17 protein-coding genes and 2 pseudogenes are annotated in these 17,124 nt (G+C 72.3%); 14 read left to right on the plus strand and 5 right to left on the minus strand.

What is annotated here, in order from left to right; genetic code table 11:
- Positions 1 to 11: 11 nt before the first annotated feature.
- From E1292_RS29985 to E1292_RS30005, 5 genes are all read left to right on the plus strand, one after another.
- On the plus strand, positions 12 to 2,705 hold the full coding sequence (locus tag E1292_RS29985) for a sugar-binding protein (protein ID WP_132598950.1): 2,694 nt from the start codon (positions 12 to 14) through the stop codon (positions 2,703 to 2,705).
- Positions 2,706 to 2,824: 119 nt separating this feature from the next.
- Positions 2,825 to 3,223: a GntR family transcriptional regulator gene (locus tag E1292_RS29990; RefSeq protein WP_132598952.1), complete on the plus strand. Its 399-nt coding sequence runs from the start codon at positions 2,825 to 2,827 to the stop codon at positions 3,221 to 3,223.
- Positions 3,220 to 3,906, plus strand: coding sequence for a DUF2848 family protein (locus E1292_RS29995; protein WP_132598954.1), 687 nt, complete (start codon positions 3,220 to 3,222; stop codon positions 3,904 to 3,906). Before E1292_RS29990 ends, E1292_RS29995 begins: the two co-directional genes overlap by 4 nt.
- On the plus strand, positions 3,903 to 4,253 hold the full coding sequence (locus tag E1292_RS30000; protein ID WP_132598956.1) for a cupin domain-containing protein: 351 nt from the start codon (positions 3,903 to 3,905) through the stop codon (positions 4,251 to 4,253). The genes E1292_RS29995 and E1292_RS30000 overlap by 4 nt, the downstream gene beginning before the upstream one ends.
- Before the next feature lie 11 nt (positions 4,254 to 4,264).
- Positions 4,265 to 5,353, plus strand: coding sequence for an ABC transporter substrate-binding protein (locus E1292_RS30005; protein ID WP_165974809.1), 1,089 nt, complete (start codon positions 4,265 to 4,267; stop codon positions 5,351 to 5,353).
- Positions 5,354 to 5,438: 85 nt separating this feature from the next.
- Here E1292_RS30005 and E1292_RS51450 read toward each other — a convergent pair whose 3' ends face one another.
- Complete coding sequence (locus tag E1292_RS51450; protein WP_165974806.1) at positions 5,439 to 5,591, minus strand: hypothetical protein; 153 nt, start codon at positions 5,589 to 5,591, stop codon at positions 5,439 to 5,441.
- Positions 5,592 to 5,725: 134 nt separating this feature from the next.
- On the opposite strand from E1292_RS51450, the gene E1292_RS52315 reads away from it, so the two are divergent.
- Positions 5,726 to 6,160, plus strand: a complete 435-nt coding sequence (locus tag E1292_RS52315; RefSeq protein ID WP_181958316.1) for a hypothetical protein — start codon at positions 5,726 to 5,728, stop codon at positions 6,158 to 6,160.
- A gap of 18 nt (positions 6,161 to 6,178) precedes the next feature.
- Here E1292_RS52315 and E1292_RS30015 read toward each other — a convergent pair whose 3' ends face one another.
- Together E1292_RS30015 and E1292_RS30020 are read right to left on the minus strand one after the other, a co-directional pair.
- Positions 6,179 to 6,907 carry a Clp protease N-terminal domain-containing protein gene (locus E1292_RS30015; RefSeq protein ID WP_181958317.1) on the minus strand — a complete coding sequence of 243 codons (729 nt, stop codon included), beginning with the start codon at positions 6,905 to 6,907 and terminating at the stop codon, positions 6,179 to 6,181.
- A gap of 199 nt (positions 6,908 to 7,106) precedes the next feature.
- Positions 7,107 to 8,069, minus strand: a complete 963-nt coding sequence (locus E1292_RS30020; RefSeq protein ID WP_132598962.1) for a threonine ammonia-lyase — start codon at positions 8,067 to 8,069, stop codon at positions 7,107 to 7,109.
- Between the two features lie 137 nt (positions 8,070 to 8,206).
- On the opposite strand from E1292_RS30020, the gene E1292_RS52890 reads away from it, so the two are divergent.
- The 5 genes and pseudogenes from E1292_RS52890 to E1292_RS30050 all read left to right on the plus strand — a co-directional run bounded on the left by E1292_RS52890 (position 8,207) and on the right by E1292_RS30050 (position 13,282).
- Complete coding sequence (locus E1292_RS52890; protein WP_220447120.1) at positions 8,207 to 8,395, plus strand: hypothetical protein; 189 nt, start codon at positions 8,207 to 8,209, stop codon at positions 8,393 to 8,395.
- 209 nt (positions 8,396 to 8,604) lie between these two features.
- Positions 8,605 to 9,454: pseudogene (locus tag E1292_RS55495) on the plus strand (HAD-IC family P-type ATPase); the annotation flags it as partial.
- Positions 9,451 to 10,079 (plus strand): annotated as a pseudogene (gene kdpC, locus E1292_RS54150) (K(+)-transporting ATPase subunit C). The pseudogenes E1292_RS55495 and kdpC, both read left to right, overlap by 4 nt.
- 1 nt (position 10,080) lies before the next feature.
- Positions 10,081 to 12,609, plus strand: a complete 2,529-nt coding sequence (locus tag E1292_RS30045; RefSeq protein WP_132598964.1) for a sensor histidine kinase — start codon at positions 10,081 to 10,083, stop codon at positions 12,607 to 12,609.
- A 4-nt stretch (positions 12,610 to 12,613) separates the two neighbouring features.
- A complete protein-coding gene (locus E1292_RS30050) occupies positions 12,614 to 13,282 on the plus strand; it encodes a response regulator (protein WP_132598966.1) in 669 nt (222 codons plus the stop codon).
- A gap of 64 nt (positions 13,283 to 13,346) precedes the next feature.
- On the opposite strand, the gene E1292_RS30055 is transcribed toward E1292_RS30050, so the two are convergent.
- On the minus strand, positions 13,347 to 14,006 hold the full coding sequence (locus E1292_RS30055) for a TetR/AcrR family transcriptional regulator (protein ID WP_132598968.1): 660 nt from the start codon (positions 14,004 to 14,006) through the stop codon (positions 13,347 to 13,349).
- A gap of 157 nt (positions 14,007 to 14,163) precedes the next feature.
- Between E1292_RS30055 and E1292_RS30060 the strand changes: the two genes are divergently transcribed.
- Positions 14,164 to 14,550 carry a cupin domain-containing protein gene (locus E1292_RS30060; protein WP_132598970.1) on the plus strand — a complete coding sequence of 129 codons (387 nt, stop codon included), beginning with the start codon at positions 14,164 to 14,166 and terminating at the stop codon, positions 14,548 to 14,550.
- Positions 14,551 to 14,721: 171 nt separating this feature from the next.
- Positions 14,722 to 15,195 carry a carboxymuconolactone decarboxylase family protein gene (locus E1292_RS30065; RefSeq protein ID WP_132598972.1) on the plus strand — a complete coding sequence of 158 codons (474 nt, stop codon included), beginning with the start codon at positions 14,722 to 14,724 and terminating at the stop codon, positions 15,193 to 15,195.
- A gap of 139 nt (positions 15,196 to 15,334) precedes the next feature.
- Here E1292_RS30065 and E1292_RS30070 read toward each other — a convergent pair whose 3' ends face one another.
- The gene (locus E1292_RS30070; RefSeq protein ID WP_132598974.1) at positions 15,335 to 16,369 is read right to left on the minus strand and encodes a helix-turn-helix domain-containing protein; all 1,035 of its coding nucleotides are present in this window, start codon (positions 16,367 to 16,369) and stop codon (positions 15,335 to 15,337) included.
- A 96-nt stretch (positions 16,370 to 16,465) separates the two neighbouring features.
- Here E1292_RS30070 and E1292_RS30075 point away from each other — a divergent pair.
- A partial coding sequence (locus E1292_RS30075) for an alpha/beta hydrolase (protein ID WP_132598976.1) occupies positions 16,466 to 17,124 on the plus strand: 659 nt, incomplete at its 3' end.

Here is a 17,124-nt window from a genome sequence, read left to right on the forward strand (position 1 = left end):
CCGGAGGTTCCATGCGTCCAACAGCCGTGGGCCGGCTGGCCGTGGCGGCCGCCGTCCTGCTCGCCGTCCTGCCGGCCGCGCCGGCCGTCGCGGCGGAACCCGACACCCCGGTGGACCTCGACGCGCTGTTCGTCGGCGCCCACCCCGACGACGAGGCCTTCAGCCTGTCGACGCTCGGCCAGTGGAACGAGGATCACGGCGTCCGCACGGGCGTCGTCACCGTGACCAGGGGCGAGGGCGGCGGCAACGCGGTCGGGCCCGAGGAGGGCCCGGCGCTCGGCCTGCTGCGCGAGGCCGAGGAGCGCGAGGCGGTGGCCAAGGCAGGCGTGCGCGAGGTGTTCAACCTCGACGACGTCGACTTCTACTACACGGTGAGCGCCCCGCTGACGGACCAGGTGTGGGGCGGCGACACGCTGGAGAAGGTCGTCAGGATCGTCCGCAGGACCAGGCCCGAGATCCTGCTGACCATGGATCCGGCCCCCACGCCCGGCAACCACGGCAACCACCAGCTGGCCGCGCGGCTGGCCGTGGAAGCGTTCTACGCGGCGGCCGACCCCAAGGCGTTCCCCGAGCAGATCAGCCGCGAGGGGTTGCGTCCCTTCGCGGCCGCCCGGCTGCTGACCGGCGGCGGGCGCGGCACCTCCAGGAACGGCCCCGACTGCGCCTCGACGTTCCGGCCGGACAACCCGGCGCAGAACGTCTACGGCGTGTGGAGCGGGCGCGCCTCCGCGGCGCAGGGCGCCACGTGGGCCGCCGCCGAGCGCGAGGCCCAGCGTACGTACGCCTCCCAGGGCTGGGCCGGCTTCCCCGACGTACCGACCGACCCCGCCCAGCTCGGATGCGACTTCTTCACCCAGGTGGACGCGCGGGTGCCGTTCCCCGAGCCGGGCACGGACGCGGCGGCGGCGCCCACGGCCATCCTCGACGGCGCGCTGACCAGGGCGAAGGGCACCGTGCCGCTCGGCACGCTGTTCGCCCTGCGGGCCGGCACGTTCGACGTGCGCCCCGGGACCGCGTTCACGGTCGAGGTCACCGCGACCGCTCCCCCGCGCACGCCGCTGGGCCGCTCGTCCGTGGCGCTGCGCGTGCCGGACGGCTGGCGGGTCAGCGGGTCCGGCGTCCTCGGCAGGCTCGGCCCCGGACGCACCGGCGAGGCGACGTTCACGGTGACGCCTCCGGAGGGCGGCGCGGGAGAGCGCGCCCGCCTCGCGGCCACGCTGACCACCGAGCGGGGCCGCGGTTACACCGACCGTCAGGTCGAGCTCAGCCCCTCCGTACGCGGTGAGCAGCAGCCGCTCCCCCAGGTCGCCCAGTTCGGCACCTGGGTGGCCAAGGTGGGCGTGCCACAGCTGCGCGGCCTGGTCACCCCGGTCCTCACGCTGCCGTCGGGCGGTTCCCGCAAGGTCGGCGTCGTGGTCACGAATCTGGGCGAGGCCACCCGGTCGGGCACCGTGCGCCTGGACCTCCCCGACGGCTTCACCGCCGACCGGGCCGAGGCCGCCTTCGACGGCCTGGCGGCGGGCGAGTCGACGACCGTGCCGTTCACCGTCACCAACTCCGACCCGTCGTTGAGGACCTCCAACGAGGGCGGCGACTACGCGTACACCATCACCACCACGACCGGCGAGGACGGCTCCAGCACGAGCAGGCCGGCGCTCGAACTCGTGCCCGCGGTCACCGTCCCGCGGGCCGGTTCCGCGCCGGCCGTCGACGGCGCCGAGGGCGACGGCGAGTACTCCGGCACCGCCCTCGACGTCTCCCGCAGGTGGGAGGGCGACGCCTGCTCGTCGGCGGCCGACTGCTCGGGCACGGCCAAGGTCGCCTGGCGCGACGACACGCTCTACTTGCTGGTCCACGTGAAGGACGACGCGCTCGGCACGCGGCTGACCGCCTCCGACTGCAAGCGGCACTGGCGCACCGACTCCGTGGAGGTCACGCTGGATCCGCGTGGCACGTCCGAGAACACCTCCACGACGTTCAAGGCCGCGGTGCTGCCGGTGACCGCAGAGGGCCCGCCGTGCTTCCTGCGGGACGCCGACAACCACCAGGGGCCGGGCGAGGAGGCCGCTCCGGGCATGCGGGTGGCCTCGGCCGTGTCCGAAGGCGCGTACACGGTGGAGATGTCCATCCCGATGGAGGTGCTGCCCGCCGCCGTCGATCCGGAGCACCTCGGGCTCAACGTCCTGGTGTACGACTCCGACACCCAGGACAAGACCGGCCAGACCCGGATCGGCTGGTCGACGTGGGGCGGGGTGCAGGGCGACCCGTACCGGTGGGGCGTCGCGACGCTGCCCGGGTACCAGCCGCCGGCGGACCGGCCGACCACCCCGGCCGACCCGGTGATACCGGACACGGCCCTGTCCAGCCTGGACTCGCCGCAGTCGCTGGAGCAGGCGATCCGCGTGAACGTGCCGCCGGCCGGCGGCCCCGCGGCCAAGCCGTCGCAGAGCGGCAAGGCCGTCTCCGCGACGCGCGGTGATGGCGCGGTGGAGGTGCGGCTGCGGGCCGGCGCGGCGGGCAGGGCGCATCTGTTCGTCCGCGACGGCCAGGGCACGGCGGGCGGCCGCGTCGTCACCGTGCCCGGCAAGGGGACGACGACGGTGACGGTCACCCTGGACCGGGCATTGGGCGCCGGCCCGACGGTCGTGGCCGGGTGGGAGGCCACCGGCGGCGGGACGGCCGTGTCGCGGGTGCCCGTGCGCTGACGGAAGGCGACGGACGAGCGCGTCCCGCCCGGCTTCGGGCGGGACGCCGGGAAGCTCGTGCTCTCCCGAAGAAGGGCGCCTACATCCCGCCGATCTCCGACAGCGAGATCGAGGCCGTCATGCAGGCGCGCGGCCTCGTCGAGGACTGGTGCGTCCGGCGCATCGTCCCGGTGGACGCGTCCTTCATCGCCGAGCTCGAAAGCATCGTCGCCGAGCAGGAGGCCCTGCTGGACGACCCGCTCGGCTTCATCGACCGGGACAACGCCTTCCACCGGCTGCTGGTCCGCCAGTCGGGCAACCCCGTGCTCGCGGAGTTCTACGAGTCACTGCGCGAGCGGCAGATCCGGATGGGCATCCGCGCCGTGGCCAGCGAGGAGAACCGCGCGCGCACGGTGCTCCAGGAGCACACGGCGATCGTGCGCGCCCTCGCCGCCGGTGACGCGAGCGACGCCCTGGCCGCTCACCTGGCGAGCACGCTGACCGTGCTGCGCCTGCCGGCCCGCGCCGGCCGCGCATGACCGCCGGAACGACCCTGCGCCTCACCGTCGCCGGCTCCGGCGAGCGGCTGCCCGTCCGCCCGGAACGGCTCGTCGTGGCCGGATACACGGCGGCCGACGAGGCGTCCGTGGCCAGGCACATCGAGGAGCTGGCCGCCATCGGCGTGCCGCCGCCACCGGCGGTGCCGATGTTCTACCCCCTCGACCCCGACCTGCTCAGCACGGACGCCCGGATCGATGTGCCGGGACCGGCCACGTCGGGCGAGGTGGAGCCGGTGCTGATCCGGCACAGGGGCTCCTACTTCCTGGAGGTCGGCTCCGACCACACGGACCGGGTCATCGAACGGCACGACATCGCCGCCTCCAAGGCCGCCTGCCCCAAACCCGTGGGCGGCTCCGTCCTGGAGATCGGCCCCGACCTGTCCTTCCCGGAATGGCACGAGGTCCAGGCCTCGTGCGCGGTGGACGGGCAGCCGTACCAGGAGGGGGCGGTGTCCTCCTTGCGCCATCCGGCCGACCTGCTCGAACGCATGACCGCCACCGTCGGCGACACCGCCGGAGACCTGGTGATGTTCTGCGGGACGCTGGCGCTCCTGGGCGGGACGTTCGTGCACGGCGACTCCTGGTCGCTGAGCCTCGGGCCGGCCGCGGGCACCCGGCTGACGCACACGTACACGACCACCACGATGCGGGAGTCAGCATGACCAAGCCAGAGCACGAGTTCTTCCCCGTGACCGACGTGGAGTTCACCGTCTGTCCCGGCGACGACCCGAAGATCACCGAACGGATCCTGGCCGCGGGCGGCGGTACCGGCGTGGCGACCCGCATGCTGCGCTACGAGCCGGGCGCCGACTCCACCCCGATGGGCGTCCAGCGGCACGACTTCTGGGAGGAGGTCTACATCGTGGAGGGCTCGTTCGTCGACCTCTCCCTGGGCCGGACCTTCACGGCCGGGATGTACGCCTGCCGCCCGCCGGGCATGCCGCACGGTCCGTGGCGCACGGACGAGGGCGTGCTCACGTTCGAGGTGCGCTACCGGGCCCGGCCATGACGAGCGGGACCATGACAAGCAGGGCCATGACGAGCAGGGTCACGGGAGGCGGGGCACGACCGCGGCGGCTGCTGCCGCTGCTCCTCGCCGCCGTCCTGGCCGCGGCCTCGGGGTGCGGCGCCGACACCGGCGGCAGGCTCACCTGGAAGGTCGGGGTCCTGCAGTGCTCGACCGACTGCGGTTTCCTGAAGATGGCCGAGGAGAAGGGATTCTTCGAACGCCGGGGCGTCGAGGTCGAGTTCGTGACGCTGCAGAGCGCCTCGCAGGCCCTGCCCGCGCTGGCCTCCGGCGAGGTGGACGCGGTCGAGCAGAACGCCGGCGCCTTCTTCATCGCCTCGGAGCGCGGCGACCTCGACGCCTCCGTCATCGGCTCGACCATGATCGGGCTGCCCTGGGCGATCTACGCGAGGAAGGGCATCACCAGCCTGGCGCAGCTCCAGGGCAAGAGCATCGCGATCTCCTCGCCGACGGTGCCCGCCGTGATCGCGAACGTGATGCTGGCGGAGGCGGGCGTCTCCGGCGCCTCCATGCAGAAGCTGAACGGCGGCGGCAACGCCGACCGCTACCGCGCGGTCGTCGCCGGCACCACCGACAGCGCGTCCTCCCCCGCCGACTACGTGCCCCGGGTCCGCCGCGACGGCGTCAACCTGCTGGCCCTCTCCACCGACGTGGTACCGGACTACCCGCGCTACTCCATCATCGCGCGCAACGACCGGCTGGCCGCGCACGTCAACAACCCGATCGGCGGGCTCGGCCTGAACTGCGGCGTCCACGACGCCCTGGAGCTGGTGCGCACCCTCGACGAGGTGGCCTCGGGGCGGTCCGGCCCCGACCTGCTCGACCGGTACGAGCGCCGCCGGCGCACGATCAACATCGAGTTCGTCCAGCAGCAGACCGTCGACAACAAGCAGCGGCTGGAGGAGAAGGACCCGCAGGTCCGGCGCGCGAAGCTGGACCGGCTCGCCGAGATCAGCGCCGACGACAAGGCGCAGCGGTTGTTCCTGCGCGCCGTACCTCCCTGCTGGACTCCGTCGTCCGCGGACGAGAGATCGACTGACCCCGAAGGATCCCTGCTGTGCGAATCGCCGTACCCGACCTGATCTCCCCCTCCTACTTCCCCGCCATCGCCGCCGTGGAGCTCGGCCTGGCGCGGGACGAAGGGCTCGACGTCCGTCTCGACCTGCTCTACCCCGTCACCGACGCCGCCGAGGCGCTGCGTACCGGCTCGATCGACTTCCTGGCCGGCGCCGCGCACGCGCCGATGCACGCCTTCCCGGGGTGGAGCGGCGCCAAGCTGGTGGCGGCGCTGTCCCAGCACATGTACTGGTTTCTCGTCATGCGCAAGGATCTGGGCGTGGCCCGAGGCGATCTCGGCGCGCTGGGCGGCGCGCGCATCGGGGCCGCGCCCGGCCCCGACCTCGGCCTGCGCCGGCTGCTCGCAGCCGCGGGTGCCGGCACCGAACGGATCGGCCATGACCCGCGCGATCGTCCGCGCCCAGACCCTCCTGCGCGCGGAGCCGGAGCGCGCCACCGAGGTCGGCGAACGGCTGTTCCCGCCCCGCGAGGCGGGCCTGATCGCCGAGCTGGTACGCCGCGACGCCCCCTACTACGACTCGCGCATCCCGGCCGGGACGGCCCGGGCGCTCGTCGACTTCGGCCGGCACTGCGGGCTCCTCGACGCGCCGGTCGGCTACGACGCGGTGGTCGCGCCGGAGTTCCGCGACCTCTGGCTCGCACCTTCGCGTCCCTGGTCTCGGCGTCCGTGTCGCACCTTCCGGCCCTGGGATGTCAACGCCGGCGGGGACGTCGAGCGGATGTGGACGTCCATGAGGCGGTCACGAGCCGGCGAGCAGCGCGGGGATTCACCGACCGGCCTGTCCCGAGGGAGGTGCTGGAGCGCGTCCTGACCGGCCCCGGGCAGGAGGTCATTCCCTGGCCTGCCTGATCTCCTTGATCGCCCGTGTGATCTCGCGCTCGGCCGGTTCCCTGGTCACGCCCAGGTCCGCCAGCGCCCGCACCACGGGCCCGTCCTCCAGCGACAGGATGCCGAGCAGGATGTGCTCGGTGCCCACATAGTCGTGGCCCAGCCGCAGCCCTTCACGCAACGTCAGGTCCAGGGCCTTCCTGCCCTGCGCGGAGAACGGCGTGATCATCTGCCGCGGGCTCGCGGCGCCCGGCCCGAGCGCGGCCGTGACGGCGTCCTTGACCGCGTCGGGTGACGCGCCGAGCGCCACCATGGTCGCGGCCGCCAGCGCCTCGGGCTCGCGCAGCAGCCCGAGCACCAGGTGGCCGGGCTCGATGTGATCGTGGCCCGCCGCCCGCGCCTCCTCCTGCGCCTTGACGACGACGCTGCGGGCGCGATCGGTGAAGCGGGCGTAGGCGCGCGTGTCGGACGCCAGGTCGGAGCCGCCGTCCTTGGGGACGAACCGCTTCTGCGCGGCCTGCTTGCTGACGCCCATGCTGCGCCCGATGTCGGTCCAGGAGGCGCCGGAGTGCCTGGCCTGGTCGACGAAGTGGCCGATCAGATGGTCGGCCACCTCGCCGATGTACTCACCCAGGGCCACCGCGTCCGACAACTCGCCCAGGGGGTCGCCGTCGGGGTGGCGGGTCTTGATCGCGGTGATCAGGTCGTGGAGACGTACCGTACTGTCCATGTCGTCAACCATAGGTTGACGATTGTCAGGCCGTCAACCATCGGTTGACGGCTGGGAATCCTGGAGACAGTCGTCACCTCGCCTGGCGGCGGTCCGGCGTCGAGAAGTGCAGCCAGAACGGCTGACGCAGCAGCGTGGTGATCTCACCCGGGAAGTCGGCGAGAGCACGCTTGACGCCCGGCCTGCGTTGCGCGGGGCCTCACGCGCGGACCCAGCGGTGATAGGCGTCCAGGTCGACGTTGCTGCCACAGACGATGGTGACCACGTGGCGTCCGGCGAACCGGTCACGGTCTTCCAGAACGGCAGCGACGCCGAGGGCCGCCGAGGGTTCGACGACGAGCCCCGCGTGCTCCAGGAGCATCCGCATGCCCGCGATGATCGACGCCTCCTGGACGAGGACGGCGTCGTCAGTCACCTCGAGGAGGTCGTCCAGGACCACGGGGATGGGGTACCGGCCGGCGACGCCGTCGGCGATCGTGTCGGTCGACTCGGTGGTGACGACCCGGCGCTCGTGCCACGAGCGGGTCATCGCGGGTGCGCCGAGGGGCTGCACGCAGATCACCTCGACCGCCGGCAGCAGGGTCTTCATGACGTGGCCCACCCCGGTGGCCATCGCGCCGCCGCCCAAAGCGATCAGGACGACGTCGAACGGGGACGCCCCGCTCGCCAGTTCCAGGCCGATGGTCGCCGCGCCCTCGCAGGTCTCGATGTCCAGGCTGTCCTCGACCAATCGCACGCCGCGCCGTCGCGCGATGCTCGCCGCCCGCTCGCGGGCCGTTTCGAAGTCGCCCTCCACCAGCTCCAGCTCGGCGCCCAGCGCGCGGATCCGATCAAGCTTGGCAGCCGGCGCCCGGCGTGATGCCACGACCGTCACGTCGAGGCCACGGCGGCGACCCGACCAGCCGAGCGCCTGGCCCAGGTTGCCGGCGCTGGCGCACACCGCGGCCGCCCGGCCCTGGCCGGTCAGCCGGCCGGCGACGAGTTCGGTGCCCCGCCCCTTGAAGCTGCGGACCGGGTTCGCCGTTTCCAGCTTGACGCTCACCGTGCAGCCGAGCCGGCGTCCCAGCGCGTCGCACTCGTACAGCGGCGTGTCCAGAAATCGCGGGTCGATCACCTGGCGAGCCGCGCGGATCCGGTCAAGGTCGAGACGCGTGTGGGGCACGGCTGAGTCCATAGCCTCACATTTCATCACTTACAGCGCCCATACCGCCGGACCTTCCCCAGCACGTGACGGGGCCGTCGTTGCAGGCCGCGAAAGTCCTCGCGTAAGGATGCCGTCAATATTCGCAGCATGCCCGTATGAATCCCGTCAAGACCGGCAGACACCCCGAAATCCTGGGATTTGCTTGCTTTACAGCCGCCCATGCAGGCGCGGCAAAGCACCTGTCCAGATTGAGGAGTGGGATGGCCGACGTCATCTTCGTCGCCCTGACGATCGCGGTCTTCGCGGTCCTGGGGCTGGTCGTCAAGGCGGTCGAGCAACTGTGAGTGCCGTCAACGCCACCGGTCTCGTCGTGGCCGCCGGCCTGGTGATCCTCATGCTCGCGGCCCTGTTGTTGTACCGCGTCTACACCGGCGCCGATCACTTCGGCGTCGAGCGGCTCCTCTACCGGTTGCTCGGCGTGCCTGGCCGTGCAGAACTTCACCTCGGCCGCGGCCGGCATGGCGGTCGCGATCGCCCTGGTGCGCGGGTTCGCCCGACCGATGAGGTGGGCCATATCGTGGACGGCATCTCGGCCTCCGGCGGTACCCCGCGGGTCGTGGCCGAGACGGGCCGCGTGCTCGGGGTGATCCATCTCAAGGACGTGGTCAAGCAGGGCATGCGCGAACGCTTCGACGAGATGCGCCGCATGGGCATCCGCACCGTCATGATCACCGGGGACAGTCCGCTGACCGCCAGGCCATCGCCGACGAGGCAGGCGTGGACGAGGCAGGCGTGGACGAGGCAGGCGTGGACGACTTCCTGGCCGAGGCCACCCCGAGGACAAGCTGGCGCTGATCAGGCAGGAGCGGGAGGGCGGCCGGATGGTCGCGATGACCGGCGACGGCACCAACGACGCGCCGGCCCTGGCCCAGGCCGACGTCGGCGTGGCCATGAACACCGGCACGAGCGCCGCCAAGGAGGCCGGAAACATGGTGGACCTCGACTCCAGCCCGACCAAGCTCATCGAGATCGTCGAGATCGGCAAGCAGCTGCTGATCACGCGGGGGGCGCTGACCACGTTCTCGATCGCCAACGACATCGCCAAGTATTTCGCGATCATCCCGGCCATGTTCGCGACCGTCCACCCGGGCCTGGACACCCTCGACATCATGCGCCTGGCCGGCCCGCAGTCCGCGGTCCTGTCGGCGGTCGTCCTCAACGCCCTGGTGATCATCGCGTTGGTCCCGCTGGCGCTGCGTGGCGTCGGATACCGCCCCGCCGGCGCCTCCGAGCTGCTGTCCCGTAACCTCTACCGCTACGGCCTGGGCGGCATCGTCGTGCCGTTCATCAGCATCACAATCATCGACCTGATCATCCAGTTCCTACCGGGGATGGCGCAATGACCCGCATGCCCAGCTGGATCCGCCGGCACCTGGCGGCGCTGCGCGCGCTGCTCGTGCTCACGGTGGTCACCGGCATCGTCTATCCCTTGGCCGCCACCGGGGTGGCCCAGGCCCTGTTCGACGACAAGGCCAACGGCTCGCTGATCGAGAAGGACGGCAGGACCGCCGGCAGCGCGCTCGTCGGCCAGTCCTTCACCGACCCCGGCGGCGACCCGATCCGCAGGTATTTCCAGTCCCGGCCCTCGGCCGCCGGCGACGGCACGCCGTGAGCGTCAACCAGGCCTGTCCCGCCACCCCTTTCATCCCCTCCTACCAGGGGCTGAGGGTGGAGTGCGCGAAGCCGGGCGAGGACTACGCGGCCGGGCGCACCGTCCCGGTCAGGGGCGGGGCCGGCCCGCCCGCCGTGCCGGCCGACGCCGTCACGGCCAGCGGCTCGGGCCTCGACCCGCACATCTCCGTCGCCTACGCCGTGCTCCAGGCGCCGCGCGTGGCCAGGGAGCGCGGGCTGCCGGCCGATCGGGTGAGGGCGCTGATCGACGAGCACACCACCGGCCGCGCGCTCGGCTTCATGGGCGAGCCCGTGGTCAACGTGATCGAGCTCAACCTCGCTCTGGACAGGGCCTGACATGCGAGGGCGGCTGAGGGTCCACCTCGGGGCGGCCCCTGGGGTGGGCAAGACGTACGCGATGCTCGGCGAGGGCCGGCGCGCGCTGGAACGCGACCGCGACGTGGTCGTGGGCCTCGTCGAGACCCACGGCCGCCGCCGCACCGCCGCCCTCCTGGACGGCATGGAGATCGTTCCCCGTCAGACCATCGTGTACCGGGGGGCCACCTTCACCGAGCTGGACGTCGAAGCGGTCATCGAGCGCGCGCCCAAGGTGGCGCTGATCGACGAGCTGGCCCACACCAACGTGCCCGGCTCCAGGAACGCCAAGCGCTGGCAGGACATCGAGGAGATCCTCGACGCCGGCATCGACGTCGTCTCCACCGTGAACATCCAGCATCTGGAGTCCGTCAACGACGTGGTCCAGGAGATCACCGGGGTGCCGCAGCGCGAGACCGTGCCCGACGAGGTGGTACGGCGGGCCGATCAGGTCGAGCTGGTCGACATGTCGCCCGAGGCGCTGCGCCGTCGTATGGCCCATGGCAACGTGTACGCCGCCGAGAAGGTGGACGCGGCGCTGTCGAACTATTTCCGCGTCGGCAACCTGACCGCGCTGCGCGAGCTGGCACTGCTGTGGGTGGCGGGCAAGGTGGACGACCAGCTCGACCGCTACCGCGCCGAGCACAGCATCGCCGGCACATGGGAGACACGCGAGCGGGTGGTGGTCGCGCTGACCGGCGGCCCGGAGGGCGAGACGCTCGTGCGCCGGGCCGCCCGCATCGCCGCCAGGACCAAGGGCGCCGACCTGCTGGCCGTGCACGTCACCAGCGTCGACGGGCCGGCCGGTGCCGATCCGGCCAGTCTGGTCCGGCAGCGCTCGCTGGTCGAGAGCATGGGCGGCACCTACCACCAGGTGGTGGGCGACGACATCCCGCAGGCGTTGCTCGACTTCGCCCGCGGCGTCAACGCCACCCAGCTCGTCCTCGGAGCATCGAGAAGGGGCCGTTTCGCGCAGATCCTCTCCCGGGGCGTGGGCGTGGAGACCACGGCCCGGGCCGGGCCCATCGACGTGCACCTGGTCACGCACGAGGGTGCCGAGCTGGGCCGCGAGCGGTCCGAGCGCTCCAGGGCGGCCCTCACCAGGAAACGCAGGCTCGCCGGATGGGTCGCCGCCGTGGCCGGGCTGCCGCTGCTGACCGCTGTGCTCGTCCCGTTCCAGGACGCGACCTCGCTGCCCAGCGAGATCCTGCTGTTCCTGTGCCTGGTTCTCGGCGTCGCGGTCATCGGCGGCACCTGGCCGGCGATCACCGCGGCGGTCGGCTCGTCCGTGCTGCTCAACTGGTTCTTCACCTCGCCCGTTCACACCTGGGACATCGCTGACCCGGAGAACCTCCTCTCCCTGGTGGTGTTCGTGCTGGTCGCCACGGTGGTCAGCACGATCGTCGACCTGGCGGCCCGCCGGGCCAGGGAGGCGGCTCGCGCCCGGGCGGACGCCGAGGTGCTCTCCACCCTGGCCGGGCACGTGCTGCGCGGTGAGGCCGCGCTGCCGTCGCTGCTCGGGCGGCTGCGCGAGACGTTCGCTCTGGACGCGGTCACCCTGCTCGAACGGCTCGGCGAGCCCACCCCGGACGACACCTCCGATCCCGCCGCCTGGCGCGTCATCGCCACCTCCGGGGCCGCCCCCTGCACCTCGCCCGCCGTGGCCGACACCGACGTCGCCATCGACGATCGGCTGGTGCTGGCGGCGCGGGGCCGGCTGCTCGACGCCAGTGACCGGCAGGTGCTGGAGGCCTTCGCCGCCGAGGCGGCCGTCGCGCTGCGCCAGAAGCGCCTGCAGCGAGAGGCCGAACGCGCCAAGCCCCTGGCCGAGGCCGACAGGATGCGCACCGCGCTGCTCGCGGCCGTCAGCCATGACCTGCGCACTCCCCTGTCGGCCGCCAAGGCCTCCGTCGAGAGCCTGCGCAGCCACGACGTCACCTGGACGGCCGAGGACCGCGAGGAACTGCTGGCCACCGCCGACGAGTCGCTGGACCGGCTCGACCGGCTCGTGGAGAACCTGCTCGACATGAGCCGCCTGCAGGCCGGCGTGCTCGGGCTGGCGCTCCAGCCCGTCGCCCTGGAAGAGGTCCTCCCCCGCGTCATCGACGACCTCGGCCCGCAGCGCGACCGTGTCCACGGCGACATCTCCTTCGACCTGCCCGAGATCGTCGCCGACCCGGCACTGCTGGAACGGGTCCTGGTCAACCTGACGGCCAACGCGGTGCGCTACAGCCCGCCGGACCGGAAGGTGCTCATCACGGCCAGCCGGCACGACGACGTCGTCGAGATCCGCGTCATCGACCGCGGTCCCGGCATCCCGCCCGAGGCCCATGACCGGGTCTTCCAGCCGTTCCAGCGGCTCGGCGACCGCGACAACCACACCGGCGTCGGCCTCGGGCTCGCGCTCTCGCGCGGGCTCACCGAGGCCATGGGCGGCGCGCTCGTGCCCGAGGAGACGCCTGGAGGCGGCCTTACGATGATCATCCGACTGGCCACCTCTCCAAGGCGGTGACACCATGACCAGGATCCTCGTCGTGGACGACGAACCCCAGATGCTGCGCACCCTGCGCATCAACCTGGCCGCCCGCCGCTACGAGGTCGCGGTCGCGGCCGACGGCGCGGCCGCCCTCACGCAGGCCGCCGAATGGCACCCCGACCTGGTCGTCCTCGACCTCGGCCTGCCCGACATGGACGGCGTGGACGTCATCCACGGCCTGCGTGGCTGGACGCAGACGCCCATCGTGGTCCTTTCCGGCCGCGCCGGCAGCCAGGACAAGATCGACGCCCTGGACGCCGGGGCCGACGACTACGTGACCAAACCGTTCAGCATCGAGGAGTTCCTCGCCCGCATCCGCGCGGTCTCCCGCCGCGCCGGCACGCAGGAGGCCGAGCTCACCCCCGTCCAGATCGGCGAGCACACGGTGGACCTGAACCGCAAGACCGTCTCCGGCGAACTGCGCCTGACCCCCACCGAGTGGCGCATCCTGGAGATCCTGCTGAGCAACCCCGGCAAGCTCATCACCCAGCGCCACCTGCTGAGCGAGGTGTGGGGCAGCAAGTACGTCAAGGAGACGCACTATCTGCGCCAGTACATGACGCAACTGCGCAAGAAACTCGAACGGGACCCCGCCCACCCGGTGCACCTGATCACCGAACCGGGCATGGGCTACCGGTACACCCCCTGATCCCCGCTCCGGCCTTGCTCCCGACGGCGGGCGCCTCACGGGTCAGCCAGGCCTTGAGGGCGGGTCAGGCGGGTGCGGGCTCGGCGGTCTGGTAGATGCTGGTGAGCCAGGCATGGAGCAGGACGTCGACCACCTCGGCCGCGGGCACCGCGGGCCCATCCCCGGTGAAGGTCGCGTAGAGCGCCCGGTCGACCATGGCGTTGAGCACGATCGCAAGCTCTCGGGAGCCGGGCCCGGGTGGCGCGGCGCCGCGGGCGCGCTCCGCCTCGATGGCTTGTTCGGTCCGGGTGACCCAGACGTCCATCATGTCGGCACACCAGCGGGCGACCTCGGCGTTGGTGTGCCGGACTTCGGCGGTGGCGAGCAGGACCGGCCGGTGTGAGTGGAAGGTCGTGTAGAGGGCGGCGAGGCACTCGCGCCAGCAGCGCACCGGATCCTCGGCGACCCTGTCGAGCGGATCGGCCAGCGCCCGGACCGCCTCCTCGTTCACCCGGTCGAGCAAGGTGAGCAGCACCGCGTCCTTGGACCGGAAGTAGAAGTAGAAGGTGGGGCGGGAGATCCCCGCGCCGCGTGCGAGGTCGTCGATGGAGATCTCGCTCAGCGCGTGCCGTTCGAGCAGCCGGACGGCAGTGGCGAGGATGGCCTGCTCCCGATCGTCGCCCGTGGGCCGGGACGTCCGGCGGCCACGGCTCGCGCGCGGTCCCGTGGCGCCGTCAAGGGTCATGCGCCTCACCCTACCGGGAGCCGGCACCTGTGGCCAACACCGCGTCGAATCGCTCGACACAGTGTTGATAGAGTCGACATGGTGTTGATAGCGTCAGGCCGTACCAGCACCATGGCGGCGAGAGAGCGGAGGGCGGCCCATGCCGGGAGCGCCGGAAATGACCTTGAGCTATCCCCAGTTCGACGACGACGGCGACGGCGGCAGCAGGCTGACCACGGTCGAGCTCGCGCAACACCCCACCGACCTGGGCCCCGGCCTGCCGCCGATGTTGTCCACGATCCCGGTCGAGGCGGTGTCGCTGCAGTTCGTCGATCTCTTCGCCGGCATGACCATCCCGTCACACCCGGCGCCGGCCCGCCAGTTCGTCGTCGTCCTCCGCGGGGTCATCGAGGCCGAGACTACGAGCGGAGAGACACTCCGGCTGCGTGCCGGGGACGTCGGCTTGGCCGCGGACATCAGGGGCGGGCACATCACCCGCGTCATCGAGCCCCCGGTTCGCCTGCTGTTCGCGGTGCTCCCCGGCAGCGGCCCCCACCCGGCCTGAACCGGCCGGCTCGCGGCGCGTGTCACCGCACGACGCGACGAGCCGGGGCCGCCCGAGCCCGACGGCGGCGGCGGCGTGCCGGGTGGCCCATGTCACATTCGTTCCTGTCACACTTCGCCGGGCTGTCCCGTCAGTGGGGTACGACCAGCAACGACGACAAGGGAGCCCATCATGGATGCTCGTCTGAACGTTTTCGGCAACCAGCTCGCGGCCAAGGCACTGAAGCACTTCGTCGGGGTGAGCAAGGTGGTCGCGGACTCGACGCTGCCGGCCGCGACGCGGGAACTGGTGCAGTTGCGCGCCAGTCAGATCAACGGCTGCGCCTTCTGCATCGACATGCACACCAAGGATGCCGCGAAGGCCGGGGAGACCGCGGTGCGGCTCCACCTGGTCGCGGCCTGGCGGGAGGCCACGGTTTTCACCGAGGCCGAGCGCGCCGCCCTGGAGCTGGCGGAGCAGGGCACCCGCCTCGCGGACGGGGCCGGCGGCGTCTCCGACGAGGTCTGGGCGAACGCCGCCAAGCACTATGACGAGGACCAGCTCATCGCCCTGGTGACGCTCATCGCCACCATCAACGCCTTCAACCGCCTGAACGTCATCACCCAGCAGCCGGCCGGCGACTACCAGCCCGGCCAGTTCGGGTAAGGAGCAGGAACGGATCCGCCGGCGCCCCGGAAGGCGCCGGCGGGTCCTGGTCCGTTCGGCGGTTCGTCCCAGCGTCATCGGGGGTGCGCGCCGCCGGTGCGGAGGCCACACCGTCGCGGGAGCCGCGGGGCGGGCCTCCTCAGTCGTCGAGGAGCCGCCAGGTGGTGAGGGCGATCCTGGCCCGGGTCAGCCCGGTCGATCCGGTGAGGTCGATGTCCAGGGCCCTGCCGATCTGTTCGAGCCGGCGGGCGATGCTGCTGTGGTGCAGGTGGAGGAGGTCGGCGGCCTGGCGCAGGGAGCCGGTGGCGCAGTAGGCGTCCAGGGTCTCCAGATCCTCCGGGTTGCCGGCCATGCGGGCGATCGCGGCCACGTCGGCGTTGCCGCGCGCGACGTCCGGGGGGATCTCGGCCAGGAGCGCCAGCGCGCCCAGGTCGTCGTAGCGGATGACCGGCCGGCGACGGGTGGTGTAGCGGAGCGCGGTGCGGGCCTGCTGCCAGGACGTGCATGGGCTCGCCGCAGCCCCGATGCCCGCGCGCACACCTGACGGGAAGCGTCCGGGGTCGACGGTGGTGGCCAGGATGACGCCCACGCCGCCGAGTGGCGCCGCCTTGACCGGGCGGGCCGGACAGATCAGGCCGCCGACCTGGTCGAGCGGGAGATGCGACCGTACGGCGGCGACGCGGACGGGCAGGTCGGCGGCGAATCCCAGCAGGCGAAGCGCCCGGGCTCTGGCGGCCTCCTCGCTGCCCGGGCTGATCACGAGTTCGACGAGTGCCGGATCGGCCATGGTGGTGCTGGCCGGGCCATACCTCTCGACGACGGCCGCGGCGGCGATGGCGAGCCGGTCGAGCAGCAGGTCGTCGAGCGGGATGGGCGGGCCGGAGCGTTCCAGCCAAACCGTGCCGATCTCCTCGTCGTCGAGGGTGATCGGCGCCGTGGTGGACGCGGTAGACGGCGGGCCGGCCGCCTGCCTGCCGTCGGGCGTGCAGCGGATGACGCGTCCCGGGCCGTGGAGCCGTATCCCGGTCACGCATCCGGCCAGGTTCGCCGACGCCCGGGCGAGCGCGGGGAGATCCACCCGGCGGCGCATCAGCGTGTCGTAGAACATGACGACCCGGATCGCGCCTCCGGCTTCCGTGTCCAGGTGCGACAACCGTACGGCCAGTGCTTCCATGCAGGGAAGGGTACGCGACGATCGGCGCGCGACCCAGCCGTGATCGGCGACGGTTGGCGGATGATGTCGCGGGTGGCGGCGGCCAGGATGAGCTGCATGGATCCCGAGCTGGAAGCCTTCGTCCCGCTGTTCCCTCAGTCGGATCTCCGCGATCCGATCGCCGACCGGAAGGAATTCGCCGCCCTGGCCGCCTCGGTGGCGCCGCCGGACACCACGGACCTGGAGATCGAGGACCACACGGTGCCCGCCGGTTCGGGCGTGCCGGTGCGCGTCTACCGCCCCCGGCGGGGGGGCCAGGGCGCCGTCGTGTGGCTGCACGGCGGCGGCTGGGTCATGGGCGACCTGGAGACCGAGCATCCCTGGGCCGCCCGGCTCGCCGACGTCTCCGGCACGGCGGTGATCTCGGTCGGCTACCGCCTGGCCCCCGAACACCCCTTCCCCGCCGCCCTGGACGACGCCTACGCCGTACTCTGCTGGACGGCCGAGCACGCCACCAGCCTGGGCCTGGACCCCGCCCGCATCGCGGTCGGCGGCCACAGCGCCGGCGCCGGACTGGCCGCCGGCATGACCCTGCGGTCGCGCGACGAACACGGCCCGCACATCCGCTTCCAGCTGCTCAACCAGCCCGGCCTCGACGACCGCCAGGAGACCTGGTCCGCCCGCGCCTTCACCGACACGCCCTGGATGAACCGCGACAAGGTCACCGCCGCCTGGCGCCACTACCTCGGCGACGCCCCCGCCACCCCCTACGCCGC

This window comes from Nonomuraea deserti (genome assembly GCF_004348685.1).
GTDB lineage: Bacteria > Actinomycetota > Actinomycetes > Streptosporangiales > Streptosporangiaceae > Nonomuraea > Nonomuraea deserti.